The organism is Skermanella pratensis (genome assembly GCF_008843145.1).
Lineage (GTDB): Bacteria > Pseudomonadota > Alphaproteobacteria > Azospirillales > Azospirillaceae > Skermanella > Skermanella pratensis.
The window spans coordinates 5,142,654-5,159,146 of record NZ_CP030265.1; the positions used below are offsets into that span (position 1 = coordinate 5,142,654).

Annotated in this window: 20 protein-coding genes; 7 read left to right on the forward strand and 13 right to left on the reverse strand. The window is 65.6% G+C overall.

Going from position 1 to position 16,493, the window contains the following annotated elements; all coding sequences use genetic code 11:
* Window positions 1-13 precede the first annotated feature (13 nt).
* The 5 genes from DPR14_RS23675 (at window position 14) to DPR14_RS23695 (ending at window position 3,517) form a co-directional block, all read left to right on the forward strand.
* Complete coding sequence (locus DPR14_RS23675) at window positions 14-667, forward strand: amino acid ABC transporter permease (protein ID WP_158047338.1); 654 nt, start codon at window positions 14-16, stop codon at window positions 665-667.
* A 5-nt stretch (window positions 668-672) separates the two neighbouring features.
* Window positions 673-1,350 carry an amino acid ABC transporter permease gene (locus DPR14_RS23680; RefSeq protein ID WP_158047339.1) on the forward strand — a complete coding sequence of 226 codons (678 nt, stop codon included), beginning with the start codon at window positions 673-675 and terminating at the stop codon, window positions 1,348-1,350.
* Window positions 1,347-2,207, forward strand: coding sequence for an amino acid ABC transporter ATP-binding protein (locus DPR14_RS23685; RefSeq protein ID WP_281352656.1), 861 nt, complete (start codon window positions 1,347-1,349; stop codon window positions 2,205-2,207). The genes DPR14_RS23680 and DPR14_RS23685 overlap by 4 nt, the downstream gene beginning before the upstream one ends.
* Window positions 2,197-2,808: a DUF1989 domain-containing protein gene (locus tag DPR14_RS23690; RefSeq protein WP_158047340.1), complete on the forward strand. Its 612-nt coding sequence runs from the start codon at window positions 2,197-2,199 to the stop codon at window positions 2,806-2,808. Before DPR14_RS23685 ends, DPR14_RS23690 begins: the two co-directional genes overlap by 11 nt.
* Window positions 2,809-2,899: 91 nt before the next feature.
* Window positions 2,900-3,517 carry a cupin domain-containing protein gene (locus tag DPR14_RS23695; RefSeq protein ID WP_211103859.1) on the forward strand — a complete coding sequence of 206 codons (618 nt, stop codon included), beginning with the start codon at window positions 2,900-2,902 and terminating at the stop codon, window positions 3,515-3,517.
* A gap of 32 nt (window positions 3,518-3,549) precedes the next feature.
* Here DPR14_RS23695 and DPR14_RS23700 read toward each other — a convergent pair whose 3' ends face one another.
* Genes DPR14_RS23700 through DPR14_RS23740 form a run of 9 tightly spaced genes read right to left on the reverse strand, consistent with a single transcriptional unit; the run spans window position 3,550 to window position 10,756 of the window.
* Window positions 3,550-3,888, reverse strand: a complete 339-nt coding sequence (locus DPR14_RS23700; protein ID WP_158047341.1) for a HesB/IscA family protein — start codon at window positions 3,886-3,888, stop codon at window positions 3,550-3,552.
* 50 nt (window positions 3,889-3,938) lie between these two features.
* A complete protein-coding gene (locus DPR14_RS23705; RefSeq protein ID WP_246148541.1) occupies window positions 3,939-4,295 on the reverse strand; it encodes an SUF system Fe-S cluster assembly protein in 357 nt (118 codons plus the stop codon).
* A gap of 29 nt (window positions 4,296-4,324) precedes the next feature.
* Window positions 4,325-4,819 carry a Fe-S cluster assembly sulfur transfer protein SufU gene (sufU, locus tag DPR14_RS23710; protein ID WP_425500983.1) on the reverse strand — a complete coding sequence of 165 codons (495 nt, stop codon included), beginning with the start codon at window positions 4,817-4,819 and terminating at the stop codon, window positions 4,325-4,327.
* Window positions 4,819-6,087, reverse strand: coding sequence for a cysteine desulfurase (locus DPR14_RS23715; RefSeq protein WP_158047343.1), 1,269 nt, complete (start codon window positions 6,085-6,087; stop codon window positions 4,819-4,821). The genes sufU and DPR14_RS23715 overlap by 1 nt, the downstream gene beginning before the upstream one ends.
* Before the next feature lie 51 nt (window positions 6,088-6,138).
* On the reverse strand, window positions 6,139-7,479 hold the full coding sequence (sufD, locus tag DPR14_RS23720) for a Fe-S cluster assembly protein SufD (protein ID WP_158048324.1): 1,341 nt from the start codon (window positions 7,477-7,479) through the stop codon (window positions 6,139-6,141).
* A 14-nt stretch (window positions 7,480-7,493) separates the two neighbouring features.
* Window positions 7,494-8,246: a Fe-S cluster assembly ATPase SufC gene (gene sufC / locus DPR14_RS23725; RefSeq protein WP_158047344.1), complete on the reverse strand. Its 753-nt coding sequence runs from the start codon at window positions 8,244-8,246 to the stop codon at window positions 7,494-7,496.
* Window positions 8,247-8,286: 40 nt separating this feature from the next.
* Window positions 8,287-8,775, reverse strand: a complete 489-nt coding sequence (locus DPR14_RS23730; protein WP_158047345.1) for a DUF29 domain-containing protein — start codon at window positions 8,773-8,775, stop codon at window positions 8,287-8,289.
* Window positions 8,776-8,781: 6 nt separating this feature from the next.
* The gene (sufB, locus tag DPR14_RS23735; protein WP_158047346.1) at window positions 8,782-10,263 is read right to left on the reverse strand and encodes a Fe-S cluster assembly protein SufB; all 1,482 of its coding nucleotides are present in this window, start codon (window positions 10,261-10,263) and stop codon (window positions 8,782-8,784) included.
* The gene (locus DPR14_RS23740) at window positions 10,247-10,756 is read right to left on the reverse strand and encodes an SUF system Fe-S cluster assembly regulator (RefSeq protein ID WP_158047347.1); all 510 of its coding nucleotides are present in this window, start codon (window positions 10,754-10,756) and stop codon (window positions 10,247-10,249) included. The genes sufB and DPR14_RS23740 overlap by 17 nt, the downstream gene beginning before the upstream one ends.
* 52 nt (window positions 10,757-10,808) lie before the next feature.
* On the opposite strand from DPR14_RS23740, the gene DPR14_RS23745 reads away from it, so the two are divergent.
* Both DPR14_RS23745 and DPR14_RS23750 read left to right on the forward strand, forming a co-directional pair.
* Entirely contained in the window at window positions 10,809-11,045 is a 237-nt protein-coding gene (locus DPR14_RS23745; RefSeq protein ID WP_158047348.1) for a hypothetical protein, read from the forward strand.
* 68 nt (window positions 11,046-11,113) lie between these two features.
* Window positions 11,114-12,247: a Fic family protein gene (locus DPR14_RS23750; protein WP_158047349.1), complete on the forward strand. Its 1,134-nt coding sequence runs from the start codon at window positions 11,114-11,116 to the stop codon at window positions 12,245-12,247.
* Window positions 12,248-12,415: 168 nt separating this feature from the next.
* Here DPR14_RS23750 and DPR14_RS23755 read toward each other — a convergent pair whose 3' ends face one another.
* The 4 genes from DPR14_RS23755 to DPR14_RS23770 form a co-directional block, all read right to left on the reverse strand.
* The gene (locus DPR14_RS23755) at window positions 12,416-13,432 is read right to left on the reverse strand and encodes an aspartate-semialdehyde dehydrogenase (protein WP_158047350.1); all 1,017 of its coding nucleotides are present in this window, start codon (window positions 13,430-13,432) and stop codon (window positions 12,416-12,418) included.
* A 248-nt stretch (window positions 13,433-13,680) separates the two neighbouring features.
* On the reverse strand, window positions 13,681-14,217 hold the full coding sequence (gene thpR / locus DPR14_RS23760; protein ID WP_158047351.1) for an RNA 2',3'-cyclic phosphodiesterase: 537 nt from the start codon (window positions 14,215-14,217) through the stop codon (window positions 13,681-13,683).
* 36 nt (window positions 14,218-14,253) lie between these two features.
* Window positions 14,254-15,297: an NADP(H)-dependent aldo-keto reductase gene (locus tag DPR14_RS23765; protein ID WP_158047352.1), complete on the reverse strand. Its 1,044-nt coding sequence runs from the start codon at window positions 15,295-15,297 to the stop codon at window positions 14,254-14,256.
* A gap of 52 nt (window positions 15,298-15,349) precedes the next feature.
* Window positions 15,350-16,492: an FIST signal transduction protein gene (locus tag DPR14_RS23770; RefSeq protein ID WP_246148544.1), complete on the reverse strand. Its 1,143-nt coding sequence runs from the start codon at window positions 16,490-16,492 to the stop codon at window positions 15,350-15,352.
* Between the last annotated feature and the right edge of the window lies 1 nt (window position 16,493).

Consider the following 16,493-nt stretch of genomic DNA (forward strand, 5'->3'; position numbering starts at 1 on the left):
CGGGGAACCCCTGATGTTCGATCCCGCCATCATCGTCCCGTACCTGCCGACCCTGATCGAGGGCGCCGGAATCACGTTCGCGGTGTCGATCCTGGCGATCCTGCTCGGCATCCCCTGCGGGCTGGCCCTGTGCTTCCTTCGGCAGAGCCGGGGACGGGCGCCGGCGACGGCGGCCGCGGTCTATATCAGCTTCTTCCGGGGCACGCCGCTGCTGGTGCAGCTGCTGGTCTTCTTCTACATCCCCCCGGCCTACGGGATCGAGCTGCCGGCCTACCTGACGGCGGTCGCGGTGCTGACCATGAACACGACGGCGTTCCAGGCGGAGATCTTCCGCGGCGGTCTCCACGCGATCCCGCGCGGACAGGTCGAAGCGGCGCGGATGCTGGGCTTCACCCACGGCCAGGTCCGGCGCCGGGTGCTGGTGCCCCAGATGCTTCGGGTCACGCTGCCGGCCCTGACCAACGAGGCGATCGACATCCTGAAAAGCTCCTCGCTGGTGTCGGTCATCGCGGTGTCCGAGCTGCTGCGGCGCGGACGGCAGGTCGCGGCCGCCACGTACCACCCGCTGGAAGCCTACGCGGCCACGGCGCTGATGTATCTGCTGCTGGTCTCCCTCATAGCCTATGCCGGGCGCCATGCCGGCCGGCGGCTCAGCCTGTCGCGGTGATGCCCATGCCCGACGAGTCCGTCACCCTGCGCTATGCCGGGCGCTTCCTCGACGGCTTCCTCACCACGGCGTGGATCTGCGGAGTCTCGATCTGCGCCGCCGTGGCACTGGGGCTGGCCCTGTTCCTGGTGCGGCGCCTGCCCTTCGCGCCGGCCCGCTGGTTCTACGACGGCTATGTCGGGCTGCTGCGGGGCACGCCGTTCCTGATCCAGATCTTCCTGCTGTATTACGGCGGCCCCGGCCTGGGCCTGCGGCTGTCCGCCACGACGACCGCGCTGATCGGGCTGAGCGTCTATGGCAGCGCCTATTTCGCGGAGATCTTCCGGGCCGGCTTCGAGGCCGTGCCGCGCGGCCAGGTCGAGGCCGCCCGGATGCTGGGGTTCGACCGGGGACAGATCCTGCGCAACGTGGAACTGCCGCAGATGGCGGCACTGATCATCCCGCCGTCGGTCAACCAGTGCATCATCCTGATCAAGGAATCCGCGGTCCTGTCCGTGATCACCGTGCCGGAACTGACCACCGTCGCCACCCGGGTCGTCTCCGAGACCTTCAGTTTCGCGGAACCCTACCTGCTGCTGGCGCTGCTCTACTGGCTGCTGGTCGAGACGACGGCCCGCGGCGGCCGGTGGCTGGAGCGCGCCACCGGCCGACACCTGACAACCACCAAGGGCCTGCCCCCATGACCAAGACCCAGGGCGCCGCCGTGCTCAGCCTGCGCGGCGTGCGCAAGAGCTTCGGCGACCATACCGTGATCGACGGGATCGACCTGGACGTCCACCGTTCCGAGGTGATCTGCATCATCGGCCCGTCCGGATCGGGCAAGAGCACGCTGCTCCGCTGCATGAACTTCCTGGAGGAGTACGACGGCGGCGAGGTCGTCATCAACGGGCGGCTGCTGGGCTATTCGCGGGACGCCGGGGGGAAGCGGGTGCGCGACCGCGACGTGGTCGTGGACGAGACCCGGCGCGGCGTCGGCATGGTGTTCCAGCACTTCAACCTGTGGCCCCACATGACGGCTCTGGGGAACGTCACCGCCGCGCTGCGCCTGGTCAAGCAGATGCCGAAGCCCGCGGCCGACGCGCTGGGGGCGGAGGTGATGGCCAAGGTCGGCCTGTCCGACAAGGCCGGGCAGTATCCGGCCCGCCTGTCCGGCGGGCAGCAGCAGCGCGTCGCCATCGCCCGCGCGCTGGCGATGCAGCCTTCCATCATGCTGTTCGACGAGCCGACCTCGGCGCTCGACCCGGAGCTGGTCGGCGAGGTGCTCCAGGTGATGCGCGGCCTCGCGGCGGAGGGCATGACCATGGTGGTCGTGACCCACGAGATGGGCTTCGCCGCCGAAGTGGCCGACCGGGTCGTGTTCATGGACGCCGGCCGTATCGTCGAGCAGGGGCCGCCCCGGTCGCTGTTCGGAGCTCCCTCCCACCCCCGGCTGCGCCAGTTCCTGGAGACCTGGAGACAGCGCAACGCGGGATTCACCACGCTCATGCCGGATGCCGCCCGACATCCACATCAGGAAGGAAACCAGATCCATGTCCGCTGAACAGCTCGTGACCATTCCCGCCCGCAAGGGCAAGGCCGCCTTCGTCGCCAAGGGGCAGCTGGTCAAGGTCGTCAACACCCATGGCGAGCAGGTCGTCGATACCTGGGCGTTCCGGCGCGACGACATGTCGGAGTTCATGTCGAACGAGCATACCCGCGCCCATATGCTGAAGATCATCCCCAAGGCCGGCGACGCGCTGCTGACCAACCGGCGGCGCCCGATCCTGACGCTGGTGGAGGATACCTCCGGCGGCATCCACGACATGCTGATCGCCGCCTGCGACCGCTACCGTTACGAGATGCTGGGCTGCGAGGGCCACCACGACAACTGCACGGACAACCTCGCGTCGGGCCTGGCCGAGCTGGGCCTGACCCCGCCGGAGACTCCGAGCCCGCTGAACCTGTTCATGAACATTCCCGTGGGCCCCGACAACACCCTGTCGTTCGAGGCGCCGCCGGCTCCGGTGATGGGCGGTTACGTGGTGCTGCGCGCCGAGATGGACCTGGTGATCGCGTTCTCGGCCTGCCCGCAGGACATCCTGCCGATCAACGGCACCGCCTGCTCGCCGACCGACGCGCATTTCGCCGTGTACGACGCCTGAGGGCACGGGCTCCCGTGCCGAAATCTTTCAACCTTCCGGGCGGAGACGGTATAGAGAGGACGCTGCTTCCGCTGCCGAAGGCGACACGATCTTGACCGCTGCGAAACATGATCCCGGAACCGGCATGACGGCGACGGAGGTTCCGGCTCCCGACATCCGGATCGGGGTCAAGCTGCGCCATGCCCGTCTCGTCAGGGGCTTGCGCATGAGCGACGTGGCGCGGCGGGTCGGCTGCTCGGAAAGCCTGATCTCCAAGCTGGAGCATGACAAGGCGAAGCCGTCCTTCGTCATGCTCCACAAGCTGGTGGCGGCACTGGAGACCAACGTCGCCTATCTCTTCGCCGATACCGGCGAAAGCGCCGGCCCGGTGGCGCGGGCCGGCGAGCGCCCGGTCATCACCACCGACCCGCTCCGAAACGCCCCCGGCATCCGCCTGGAACGGCTGATCCCCTATGCGGAAGGCCATCTGCTCCAGGCGAACGTCCACATCATCGATCCGGGCAGCGGCAGCGACGGCGAGATCGAGCACGACGGCGAGGAGGTCGGGTATGTCCTGGAAGGCGCGCTGGAGCTGACCGTCGACGGTCAGCTCCACAGTCTGTCGGCGGGCGACTCATTCGTCTTCCGCTCCGACCTGAAGCACGGCTACCGCAACCCGGGGGATACCACCACCCGGGTGCTCTGGGTCAACACGCCGCCGACCTTCTGACCGCGCGGCGGCTCGGCGATCCCGGCGGGCGGTCAGACGCTGAAGCTTTCGCCGCAGCCGCAGCGGGCCTTCTCGTTGGGGTTCTTAAAGACGAAGCCGGACTGGATCTTGTCGTCCACGTAGTCCATCTCGGTGCCGATCAGGAACATGGTGGCGGCCGGATCGATCAGGATCTTGACGCCCTTGTCCTCGACGACCTCCTCGAACTTCTTGATCTCATCGGCGTATTCGACGGTGTAGCTGAGGCCGGAGCAGCCGCGCGACTTGACGCCGACGCGCAGCCCCAGGGCCGGCTTGTCCGACTTCGCCATGATCTGCTTGACCCGCTCGGCGGCGGCGTCGGTGATCGTCATTGCCTTGGGAAATGCCATTTCGTCCTACTCCGACTTCTGCATGTTCTGTCCAACGCCGAACCGCGGCATCAGAACATATCCAGGGCGACCCTGGCCTCTTCCGACATCATGCCGGGATGCCAGGACGGTTCCCATACAAGTTCGACGCGGCATGATTTCACGGCGTCGAGGTTCTCGATGACCTGCTGCACCTGCATCGGCATCTCGCCCGCGACCGGGCAGGACGGCGCCGTCAGGGTCATGTCGACCTCGACGTTCTTCTCGCTGTCCACGTTGACCCGGTAGACCAGACCCAGTTCCCAGATGTTCACCGGGATCTCCGGGTCGTAGACGGTCTTGATCGCCTCGATCACTTGGTCCATCAGGGTCTCGTTGTCCACTACGCCGGTCTGCTCCAGCACTTGGCCGCTCACATCGTCTGGCATTCCATCGCCTCCTCGAACCTGCCGCCCGTTCATTCAGTAGAAGCCCTGGCGGAAGCCCTGGCTCCGCCCGCCAGGGCCGCGTCCAGGGTGTGCCACGCCAGGGTGGCGCACTTGACCCGCATCGGGAACTGGCGGACCCCCGCCAGGACCTGGAGCCTGTCCAGGGCCTCCTCGTCCACATCGCCGCCATGGACATGCTCGTGGTCGTCCTTGGTGCACATCTCGTGGAAGCGCTCGAACAGGGCCTTCACCTCCGCCTCGGTCCGGCCGGCGACCAGTTCCGTCATCATCGAGGCCGAGGCGGTGGAAATGGCGCAGCCCCGCCCCTCGAAGGCCGCGTCCTCGACGATGCCGTCGGGGCTCACCTTCAGGTAGACGGTGACCTTGTCGCCGCACATCGGGTTGTCGCCGCGCGCCTCCCGGTTGGAATCCTCCGGATGGCGGAAGTTCCGGGGGTTCTTGCCGTGGTCCAGGATGACTTCCTGGTACAGGTCCCGCAGGTCGTCCATCATCAGCCCCGTCATCAGCCGAAAATCTCCCGAACCCGGCGAAGCGACGCCGCCAGCGCGTCCACCTCGTCGAAGGTGTTGTAGAGCGCGAAGGAGGCCCGCGCCGTCGCCGGCACATTGTAGAAATCCATCAGCGGCTGGGCGCAATGATGTCCCGCCCGGACCGCGACGCCGGCCCGGTCGACGATCGTTCCGATGTCGTGCGGATGGGCGTCGCCCAGCGTGAAGGACAGGATGCTCGCCTTGTCCGGCGAGGTCCCGTAGATCCGCAGCCCCGGGATCTCCGACAGCTGCGCGGTCGCATAGGCCAGCAGGTCGCGCTCGTGCGCCGCGATCCTGTCCAGCCCCAGATCCATCAGGTACTCCAGCGCCGCCCCCAACCCGATCACCTCGACGATAGCCGGCGTTCCGGCCTCGAAACGATGCGGGATGCCCTTGAAGGTCGTCTCCTCGAAGGTGACGCGGGCGATCATGTCGCCGCCGCCCTGGTAGGGCGGCATGCCTTCCAGGATCTCCGCCTTGCCGTAGAGCACGCCGATCCCGGTCGGCCCATAAAGCTTGTGGCCGGAGAAGACGTAGAAGTCGGCGTCCAGGTCCTGCACGTCCACGCCCAGGTGGGTGACGCCCTGGCAGCCGTCGATCAGCACCGGGATGCCCTTGCCGTGGGCGATCCGGACGATGTCCTTGACCGGGTTGATGGTGCCGAGCGCGTTGGACATGTGGCTGATCGCGACCAGCTTCGTCTTCGGCCCCAGCAGCTTCTCGTACTCGTCCATCATCAGGGTGCCGGCCTCGTCGATCGGCACGATCTTCAGGACGATGCCCCTCTCGGTCCGGAGCATCTGCCACGGCACGATATTGGCATGATGTTCCATGTGCGAAATGACGATCTCGTCGCCTTCCCGCAGGTTGGTCCGCCCCCAGCTCGACGCCACCAGGTTGATCGCCTCGGTGGCGCTGCGGGTGAAGACGATCTCGCGGTCCTCGCGAGCATTGATGAAGCGCTGCACGGTCTTGCGGGCCGCCTCGAACCGGGTGGTCGCGGTGGCGCTCAGCCAGTGGACGCCCCGGTGGACGTTGGAGTATTCCTCCGTCATGCAGGAAACCATGGCGTCGATCACCCGGCGCGGTTTCTGGGCGCTGGCCGCACTGTCCAGATAGACCAGCGGCTTGTCATAGATGGTGCGCGACAGGATGGGGAAGTCCTTGCGGACCTCCTCCACGTCATATCCCGTCGCCGTTCCGCTATCGAAACCCTGCCGCACCTTGGTGATCTCGTTCATGTCTTTTCCTGATCCAAAACCCTGCCCGGTCTCCGTCCCGCGATGCCCATCTCAGGCGCGCTGGGACTTCAGCCAGCCGGTGACCATGCCCTGGAAAGCCTCGCGCACCGTGTCGATCCGGACCTCCTCGATCGCGTCCGCCAGGAAGGCGGAGATCAGCAGGTTCCGGGCGCTCTCCAGGTCGATGCCGCGGGAGCGCAGATAGAAAAGCTGATCGTCGTCGAGTTCGCCGGCGGTGGCGCCGTGGCTGCACTTCACGTCGTCGGCGTAGATCTCCAGTTCGGGCTTGCTGTCGATCTCGGCCGTGTCGGACAGCAGCAGCGCCCGGTTCAGCTGGTAGCCGTCGGTCTTCTGCGCGTCCGGGCGCACGATGATCTTGCCTTGGAACACCGCCTTGGCACTGCCGTCGATGACGCCCTTATAGACTTCGCGGCTGGTGCAATGGGGCCGGGCATGGTCGATCACCGTGGTGGTATCGCAGTGCTGCTGACCGTTCACCATGTAGGAACCGGACAGCCGGCATTCGACACCCGTGCCGTTCAACACAGGCTTGATTTCATTGCGGGACAGCCGGCCGCCCATGGTCAGCACGAAGTTGTCGTAGCTGGCGTCCTTGGCGAGATCGGCGGTGACCGTCGCCATGTGGAAGGCCTGGGCGCTCTCCCGCTGCACCTTGTAGTGATGCAGCCTGGCCCCCTCGCCGGCCACGATCTCGGTCACGTGGTTGGCGAAATAGACGCCATCCCCCTGTCCCACATGGTGCTCGACCAGCGTCGCCTCGGCGTTGGCCTCGGCCACCACCAGGATGCGCGGATGGTGCATGGTCGGCTTGCCGGCTCCCGCACCGCCGCCGCTGCCGACGAACACGACCTCGATCGGGTCCGGCACCGCCACGTCCTTGGGCAGATGGACCACCAGCCCGTCGGCCAGGAACGCGGTGTTCAGCGCCTGGAAAGGGTTCGAGTCGGTCACGCCGACATGGCCCAGGTAGCGCTCCAGCAAGGCGGCATGCCCGGTCAGCGCCTGCCCCAGCGAGGTCACGACGGCACCCTCCGGCAGTGCGCCGACGGAGGACAGGTCGGCCCGGAACGCGCCGTCGACGAACACCAGGCGGTGCGACGCCTGCCCGGCCGGCATCACGGTCGGCAGCACGTCGATCGAAACCGCGCCGCCCGCGGCGGGAGCCGGTTCGAACGCGACCTTCTCCAGCGGGCGCAGGCTGGTGTAGCGCCACGCCTCGACCCGGGCGGTCGGGAAGCCCTGCCGGCTGAACCGGGCGAGGCCGGTCTCGCGCAGGGCGGCCAGCCACGGCAGCTCGCCGCCGGGAAGGGCGGCCGCCACCCGGCCGTGGTGGTCCAGGTAGGGCTGGATCGTGTTGGTATCGGTGGTCATGGAATTCTTCGCCATCAGGCGGCCTCGTCCACGCCGAATTCGGCGTAGCCCTTCTCTTCCAGCTCCAGCGCCAGGCTCTTGTCGCCGGTGCGCATGATGCGGCCGTTGGCCAGCACGTGGACCTTGTCCGGAACGATGTAGTCCAGCAGGCGCTGGTAGTGGGTGATCACCAGGATGCCGCGCTCCGGGCCGCGAAGCGCGTTGACGCCGTCGGCGACGATGCGCAGCGCGTCGATGTCGAGCCCGCTGTCGGTCTCGTCCAGCACGCAGAGCGCCGGGTCCAGCACGGCCATCTGAAGCACCTCGTTGCGCTTCTTCTCGCCGCCGGAGAAGCCTACGTTGACCGCGCGCTTCAGCATCTCGTCGGTCATGCCGAGCTGCTTGGTCTTGGCCCTGATCAGCTTCAGGAACTCCATGGCGTCGAGCTCCTTCTCCCCGCGCGCCTTGCGGATCGAGTTGAGCGCCGACTTCAGGAAGGTCGTGTTGGACACGCCGGGGATCTCGACCGGGTACTGGAACGCCAGGAACACGCCCGAGGCGGCGCGCTCGTCCGGCTCCATCTCCAGCAGGTCCTGTCCCTTGTACGTCACGCTGCCCTCGGTGACCTCATAGCCGTCGCGGCCCGCCAGCGCATAGCCCAGCGTGCTCTTGCCGGCGCCGTTCGGTCCCATGATGGCATGCACCTCGCCGGCGCCGATGGTCAGGTCCAGGCCCTTCAGGATCGGCTTGTCGGCGACATTGACGTGGAGATTCTTGATTTCGAGCATCGTTGCGGTTCCGTATCGAATTGGATGGGTGGCGGCGCCGTCAGGCGCGCTCGGGGAAGGCGGTATTATCGGGCAGCCAGTCCGGGTCGAGGATCTGGTCGAGCGTGTAGGGGCATTCCACCGGCAGGACGGCCGGGTCCAAGCCGTCGTGACGCTGGAGGCTCTTCGCCGCCAGCCGGCGGGCGGTACGATAGATGCCGTCCAGATCGATGCGCCGGACCAGCGACTTGCTCCGGGCGATCCGTCGTTCCGTGAGCGCGCGGTGGGTATCGACGCTGTCTTCCCACCCGTCGCGCGGGTTCCGGGCCGGCGAATGCTCCAGCTTCAGCAGGTGTTCGACCACCCGCACGAGATGGCTTTCCACCGCCGCCAGGTCGCTGCCGCCCAAGTCTTCGATCTCCTCGATCAGATGGTCCAGATCGAGGCCGTCCCAGCGGCGGGAGCGGAGCATTTCGGCCTGCTCGCGCGTCCACGCCACATAGTCCGTCTCATACTTGGTTTCGGGCTTGGATGCGGGCTGCCCTGTCATGGCCGGTTACCCCACGCTGCCTTCCAGGCTGATACCGACCAGCTTCTGCGCCTCGACCGCGAACTCCATCGGGAGCTCCTTCAGGACCTCCTTGCAGAAGCCGTTGACGATCAGCGACACGGCATCCTCGGAGGACAGGCCGCGCTGCTGGCAGTAGAACATCTGGTCCTCGCTGATCTTCGCCGTGGTCGCCTCGTGCTCGACGCGGGCGCTGCGGTTCCGGCTCTCGATGTACGGGACCGTATGGGCGCCGCACTTGTCGCCGATCAGCAGGCTGTCGCACTGGGTGAAGTTCCGCGCGCCTTCCGCCTTGGGCAGGATCTTGACCAGGCCGCGATAGGTGTTCTGGGCCCGGCCGGCCGAGATGCCCTTCGACACGATGGTGGACTTCGTGTTCTTGCCGATATGGATCATCTTGGTGCCGGTATCGGCCTGCTGGCGGTTGTTCGTGATCGCGACCGAATAGAACTCGCCGACCGAATTGTCGCCCTGCAGGATGCAGCTCGGATATTTCCAGGTGATCGCCGAACCGGTCTCGACCTGCGTCCACGAGATCTTCGAGTTCCTGCCGCGGCAGGCGCCGCGCTTGGTCACGAAGTTGTAGATGCCGCCCTTGCCGTTCTCGTCGCCCGGATACCAGTTCTGCACGGTCGAGTACTTGATCTGCGCGTCGTCGTGGGTGATCAGCTCGACCACGGCGGCATGGAGCTGGTTCTCGTCGCGCTGGGGCGCCGTGCAGCCTTCCAGATAGCTGACGTAGCTGCCTTCGTCGGCGATGATCAGCGTCCGCTCGAACTGGCCGGTGTTCTTGGCGTTGATCCGGAAATATGTGGACAGTTCCATCGGGCAGCGGACGCCCTTGGGGATGTAGACGAACGACCCGTCGGTGAAGACGGCCGAATTCAACGTCGCGAAGAAGTTGTCCGAGTACGGCACAACCGAACCCATGTACTTCTTCACCAGCTCGGGGTGGTTCTGCACCGCCTCCGAGATCGGGCAGAAGATGATGCCCTTCTCTTCCAGCTTCTTCTTGAAGGTGGTCGCCACCGAAACGCTGTCGAACACGGCGTCGACCGCGATGGACGGGCTGTCCCCGGCGCCCTCGACGCCGGCCAGGATCGCCTGCTCCTTAAGCGGGATGCCCAGCTTCTCGTAGGTCCGCAGCAGTTCGGGATCGACCTCGTCCAGGCTCTTGGGCTGGACCGCCACCTTGGGCGCCGAATAATAGTAGGCGTCCTGGTAGTCGATCGCCGGATAGCCCAGCTTCGCCCAGTTCGGCTCTTCCATGGTCAGCCAGTGGCGATAGGCCTTCAGGCGCCATTCCAGCAGCCATTCCGGCTCGTTCTTGCGCGCCGAGATGAACCGGACGATGTCCTCGCTCAAGCCTTTGGGAGCGGTCTCCGACTCGATGTCGGTGAAGAAGCCGTACTTGTACTTCTGTTCCGTAACGGCCCGGACCTGTTCGACAGTCTCAAGCGTCGCAGCCATGCTTCTCTCCTATTTCCCTCATAGTCCGTCCGGTCCGACGGTTATTCATCGTCATGTCGGGCCCCACCTCGGGGAGCGGCAGGAATGTCGGCACTGCCGTCATGTCCGCCAGCGAAACCTCTTCCAGCGCGCGGCGCACCGCGCGGTTGACCTTGTCCCAGTTGCCCCGCATGGGGCACAGGCTCTCGACGTCGCAATGCCCCTCGGCGCCGTCGACGCAGGCGGTCAGGGCGATCGGCCCGTCTACCGCGGTGATGATCTCGGCGATCGAGATACCCTCGGCCGCGCGGGTCAGCCGGTAGCCGCCGGCGGCCCCGCGATGGGACTCCATCAGGCCGGCGGGGGCCAGCAACTTCATGAGCTTGGCGACGGTGGGAGCCGGTACGCCTGTACGCTCGGCAAGCTGCGGGACGGTCTGGACGCAGGCGCCGTCGCGCGCCATCCGCGCCATCACGACCACCGCGTAATCCGTCATCTTGCTGAGCTTGATCATATCAGCGCCCCAATCCGTACCAATCTGGTACTGATTAAGTGAGGAGCGCGGGGTGAAAGTCAAGGTGGAAGGTGGCCTTATCATAGGCCTTTCAGCAGGTTCGCGAAAGACCCAGCGCATTTGTGGGGCTTTCGGGGCACAGGGGCAGACTGCGGCATTCTGCCGCTGGTATGATCTTCATGCCGCGCGCTTTCCCGAAGGAGAGCACTTGACTGAACTACAAACGATCCAGATCCGCGCTTTGCGCCCGTGGCATAAAGCACATCATTCGATCACTGAAAAGCCTTGAGCCGATAATTTCATTGCAATTGTCAATAAATCCGCCGTACACGCGTTCACTGACGCGGAGACTGAAACATGAAGTTCGAGACATTCAAGGCTGGCCATTGGCAACCCCGCTATCAATATAAGAGCTTCGAACCAGTCCTTGTAAATCACGAATGGACTTGGGAAGATCCCGTTATAAACACGTTGCTGGAAGCAGCCAATCGGGCGTTGGGCGAGCTGAACGCGTTCTCTCTTATCATTCCCGATATAGATTTATTTATTCAGATGCATGTGGTCAAAGAGGCTCAGACATCAAGCCGAATTGAGGGAACACAGACGGGGATCGATGAAGCTTTGATGACGGAGGAACAGGTTCTTCCGGAAAAGCGGGACGACTGGCGTGAGGTACACAACTACATCGCCGCCGTTAATACGGCAATTGCGGAACTTGATGACCTTCCACTTTCAAATCGACTGTTAAAGCAGACTCATACGACTCTCATGCAGGGCGTTCGCGGTGAGCATAAGCAGCCTGGAGAGTTTCGCATCAGCCAGAACTGGATTGGAGGATCCGGAGTCAGCGATGCTGTGTTCATTCCTCCACATCCTCAAGAAGTGAATGAAATGATGAGCGATTTGGAAAAATTCTGGCACAATGACGCCATCACAGTCCCTCATCTGGTTCGAATTGCAATCAGTCATTATCAATTCGAAACCATCCACCCTTTTCTCGACGGCAATGGCCGCATTGGTCGTTTGCTAATTCCATTGTATCTTGTTGGCCATGGACTGCTGGCAAAGCCATCGCTTTACCTGTCTGACTTTTTTGAACGCAACCGTGCCAGCTACTACGACGCCCTAATGCGTGTTAGAGTGTCGAATGATATCATCCATTGGGTACGCTTTTTCCTCAGAGGAGTGGCCGAAACCGCTACCAAGGGTCGCGACGTATTCCGACAGATACTTGAACTGCGCACGGAAACAGAGCAGTCCATCCTGGGGCTTGGCAAACGTACCCCGAACGCACGGCAGGCATTGAACCTCCTGTATCGCAAACCGATCATCTCTGCGTCCGATATAGAACGAAGCCTTGAGGTCAGCACGCCGACGGCCAACGTCCTGATCCGCGATCTCATACGATTGGGCATTCTTGTCGAGGTGAGCGGGCAGCAAAGGTGGCGGATCTACGCCTTCCATCGTTACCTTAGCCTTTTCGTAAGTTAAGGGAAACCCATTTCCCTTAACTTACGAAAAGGCTAAGGTAAGGGAGAGGCCTGTAGATCACGCGAGGCGGCAGGGATACCGCCATGGTGGCATCGGTTCCCATATCCAATGGGTTACGGCCCTCGCCCGCGAGGACAAGGGCCGTAACCGCCGATTTCCATTCAGGACTCAGAGCGTCAGCTCCGCGATCTGCACCGCGTTCAGCGCCGCGCCCTTGAGCAGCTGGTCGCCGCAGAGGAAGAAGTCCAGGCCGTTTTCGCCGAACACCGGGTTGGCGCGGATGCGGCCGACCTCCACGTCGAACTCGCCGGTCGCGGTCAGCGGCATCGGATAGACGCCGTTGGCCGGATCGTCGACCAGCTTGACGCCGGCGGCCTCGGCCAGCACCGCGCGGGCGGCGTCGGCGGTCACCGGGCGCAGGGTCTCGATGGTGACGCTCTCGGAATGGGCGCGATACGTGGGGATGCGCACCGCCGTGCAGCTCGCCAGCAGGTCGGGGATGCCCAGGATCTTCCGGCTCTCCCACGTCACCTTCATTTCCTCCTTGGTATAGCCGTTGTCCTGGAAGGCGTCGATCTGGGGGATGACGTTGAACGGGATCGGATGGCGGAAGAAGCTGTTGGTGACCGGACGCCCGGACAGCTGGTTGCGGGTCTGCTCCTCCAGCTCGGCCATGCCCTCCGCCCCGGCGCCGCTGGTCGCCTGGTAGGTGGAGACGATCACCCGCTTCAGGCCGAACGCCTGGTGCAGCGGACCCAGCGCCAGCACCAGGATGGCCGTGGTGCAGTTGGGGTTGGCGATCAGCCGGCTGGTGCCGAGCGCCCCGGCGTTGATCTCCGGCACGATCAGCGGGATCTCGGGGTCGTAGCGGAAGGCCGAGGAGTTGTCGATCACGACGGCGCCGGCCGATGCCAGCGTCGGCGCGTGCTCCTTGGCGAAGTCGCCGGATACCGCCATCAGGACAATGTCGTAACCCTTGACCACGTCCGGGTTGAAGGCGGCCAGCGTCTTCACGCCGAACGGGGTTTCCATCGTGCGGCCGGCGCTGCGCTCCGAGGCGAACAGGCCGAGCTCGGCCACCGGGAAGGCCCGGCGGTGAAGCACGCTGACCATTTCGCGGCCGACGGCGCCGGTGGCGCCGACGATGGCGACGCGGCGGGGGGAGGAATTCGAAGAGGGGCTCATGTGATCAAGTTCCGTCCTGTTGCATGCCCGTACTGAGCGCAGGACGAAACCCCGATACGACGAGGCCCCGTCCGTGTCCGGCGGGGCCTTCGTGGTGGATGAAGCGTCTCTAACCGATCAACGCATACCACCGACCGACGGCCCGCCGCAGCGGGTCGTTTTGGGGGTGGTAGTCTTGATGGCGCGCGAACGGTTCATGGCCGGTCTGTTACCAAGGCTCCCGCAATTTGTAAAGCGTCCCTTTCGACTCACCCCAGCGGGTATTCCCTCAACGGGTCGTAGACCGGTCCGCCGTTACCCGGCCGGCTCTCGAACAGGGTGAAGTGCTCCACCCGGATCGGTCCGGCGCGGAACAGGCCGCGATCCTGGATGAACCGCCCGACCCGCTCCTGCGGCGCGTCGCGCAGGCGGGCCAGGGTCACGTGCGGGCTGAAGCGCCGCTCCTCGCGCGGCAGCCCGGCGCGGACCAGTGCCGATTCCACCTTCTGGTTCAGGTGGACAAGGGCGTCGTTGCGCTCCACCCCGGCCCACAGGACGCGCGACCGGCTGCCGCTGCCGAACTGCCCGACCCCGTCCAGGACGAGGTCGAAGGCCGGGGCCGAGACGCTGCCCAGCGCCGCGTCGATGTCGGGCAGCAGGCCGTTCTCCACCTCGCCGACGAAACGCACCGTCAGGTGCAGGTTCTCCGGCTCGGTCCAGCGGGCGCCGGGCACGCCGCCACCCAGGCCGACCAGACGCTCGCGGACGGCTTCGGGCAGTTCAAGGGCGACGAACAGACGGATCATGGCAACGTGTCGTAAGTGTCAGGCGCAGGATCGGGATCAGGGACAGGGATTCGGGAACCGGGCGTTGACCTCCTCGATCTCCTTCAACACCGCGTCGGTCAAGGTGATCCCGATCGAATCGATGTTCGTCTTAAGGTGCTCCATCGACGTGGCGCCGATGATGTTCGACGTCACGAAAGGCTGCCGGGTGACGAAGGCCAGCGCCATCTGCGCCGGGTCCAGCCCATGGCGCTTCGCCACGTCCTGATAGGCCCGCACCGCCGCGTCGGCGTTCACCGTGTCGTAGCGCGACTTGCGGTGGTCCAGCGCGCGGCGGGTCCCCGGCGGGATCCGGCCGTCCAGGTACTTGCCGGTCAGCGTCGCCGCCGCCAGCGGCGAATAGGCCAGCAGCCCGCACCGCTCGCGGATCGAGACCTCGGCCAAGCCGTCCTCGTAGGTCCGGTTCAGCAGGTTGTAAGCGTTCTGGACGCTGACCACCCGGGGCAGTCCCAGCTCGTCGGCCAGCCGCAGGAACGCCATGGTGCCCCAGGGCGTCTCGTTGGACAGGCCGACATGGCGGATCTTGCCCGAGCGGACCAGCTCGTCCAGCGCCCGCAGGGTCTCCTCGATCGGGGTAGCACCCTCGTCGTCGCCGTCCTTCCAGCCACGGGCGCCGAAGCGGGCGGTGGTCCGGTCGGGCCAGTGGAGCTGGTACAGGTCGATATAGTCGGTGCGCAGCCGGGTCAGGCTGTCCTCGACCGCGCGCACCAGGTTTTCCCGGTCCAGCCGGGCCTTGCCCCCGCGGACCCAGCCGAAGCCGCCGGGCGCGCGGCCGATCGCCTTGCTCGCCAGCACGACCTTGTCGCGCCCGCCCCGGCTGGCGAACCATGAGCCGATGATCCGCTCGGTCGAGCCGTGGCTCTCCTCGATCGGCGGGATCGCGTACATTTCCGCCGTGTCCCAGAAATTGACGCCGCGCTCCAGCGCGTAGTCCATCTGTGCATGGCCCTCGGCCTCGGTGTTCTGGCGGCCCCAGGTCATCGTGCCCAGGCAGATCGCGCTGACCTGCACGTCGGTGCGGCCCAAAGGACGGTATTCCATGTGGATCCTTGATTGACAGGCTTGAAGGTTCGCGGCCCCCGGCGGGGCTTCTTCAGAGGAAGAGCGTGAGTACGCCGGTATAGCCGTAGAGCCTGTTGTGGGAAATCTCCCCGTTGGCGAAAAACCCCACCAGCGGAAAATCGCCCAGCTGGTCCCGGATCGCCTTCAGCTCCTCGCTGTCGTCGCCGAACAGCGCCGGCCCGCGCGCCAGGCACGACACGTAGATGCCGCCGCGCGGCGGTCCCTTCAGCCGCTTCTTCAGCATCGCCAGCATGCGCTCCAGGTCGGCCTCGGCGCTCGCCCGGTCGCGCCGCGCGAACATGATGCTGCGGCCCGGCTCGACCATGTCGCCGATCGCGATCAACCCGTGGTTCGGGTCGATGCCGACCAGGTTGCGCACGAGGTAGTCGCCGGTGTCGGACCCGGTGATCGGCAGCGCCGCGAAGATGTAGCCGGCGACCCGGCGAAGGTCGCGCGCCAGCAGCTCGCCGATGTCCTCCTTGAAGACCTCCAGCGCGGGCCGGCCGTCGATTTCGACGATGATGTTGTTCTGGGCCCGTGTGATCTTGTGGATCGGCCCGATCGGCGTGCAGCCCTGGGTCAGGCCGGTCGCGACCGGCACCTCGCCGGAAAACAGGACGCCGGACACGCCGCCCTCGACCACCGGCGCCGTGCCGGGCCGGCCGCCGAACTGGCCGTAGTTGGTCCGCGACGAGGTCAGCCCGCCGACCAGGAATCCTCCCAGCGCGTCGGACAGCTCGGGGATGATCTCGTGGGTCTGCGGGTTGCGCGGATCGCCGTGGACAAGTCCCAGGACCGGGGCGTGGGTCTTCAGCCATTCCGCCGTCTCGGGCTCGAACCCCTCGATGCTCTCGGTGATCGGCGCCGGCAGGTGGAAGCTGCCAGGCGGAAGCTGGGCGGTCATCACCGCGATGGCCGGGCGGTCGAACAGTTCCTCGCCCGTGGCGCAGACCCCGATGCCGACCGTGCCGACCCAGTCCTTGATGCCCGTGACTCCCCGCATCAGCGTCACGATGCTGACCGCGTCGGCCGCCAGCGCGTCCGAGATGTACAGGAACCCCAGATTGCAGCCTTCGACCGGTCCCAGCTTGCCCAGGCAAGCCTTGACCGTCGTGCGCCAGTCCTCGCCCGTCGCGGAGGCTGCGGCGAAGCGGGCCCCCGTGGGGGCGTCCATC